This is a genomic window from Streptosporangium carneum, from assembly GCF_027922005.1.
Lineage (GTDB): Bacteria > Actinomycetota > Actinomycetes > Streptosporangiales > Streptosporangiaceae > Streptosporangium > Streptosporangium carneum.
Genome location: NZ_BSEV01000123.1, coordinates 1 through 578 on the forward strand (window position 1 = coordinate 1; position 578 = coordinate 578).

The window sequence follows — 578 nt, forward strand, 5'->3', positions numbered from 1 at the left end:
GGCGTGCCGCCGCTGTCCGGGCGGTGCTCGAAGTGCCACCACTCGTTGTCGTAGATGCGGTAGAGGTCGTAGCGGGCGCCGTGTTCCTCGAGCCAGCGCGCGCCTTCGCGGGGGCGCACGTCCAGCGCGACGCCCTTGACGTGGCTGGATTCGGCCGGCGGGAGCACGAGCATTCGCGCCAGGGCCGGGGAGCCGGAGCGGCGCACCTCCTCGTCGAACATCCGTTGCTGGACCTGGGGATCGCGGTATCCCGAGGTGAGGCCGACGAGCTGGCCGTGACGCCAGAGCGCCTCGGTGCGCGCCGCGGTGAACGCCGCCAGGGCGCCGCCGCTGAGCCCGGTGAGGTCCTCGGCGGGAAATCGCATCCGTAACGCCCAGCGGCAGGCCAGTTCGCGGGCGCGGCCGGGATGGCGGGCGAGCGCCGCGGGCAGCAGGAGCACGGCGAGCACCAGCGTGGCCGCGGCGTACAGCCGGTCGCGGGGCCGAGTCGGGAGCGTGTGTGGTTCGTTCATGGCGACTACGATTGGCGCCGAATGTGCGTGCTTTATCCCCCGTATGTCACCGTTTCTCGACGGCGG

The 578-nt window shown here is 72.3% G+C and carries 1 protein-coding gene; it reads right to left on the minus strand.

Features of this window, described 5'->3' with window-relative positions; genetic code table 11:
- The coding region (vanY-N, locus tag PKF00_RS44135; protein WP_271223774.1) for a D,D-peptidase/D,D-carboxypeptidase VanY-N at nt 1-512 on the minus strand (512 nt) is incomplete at its 3' end.
- Between the last annotated feature and the right edge of the window lie 66 nt (nt 513-578).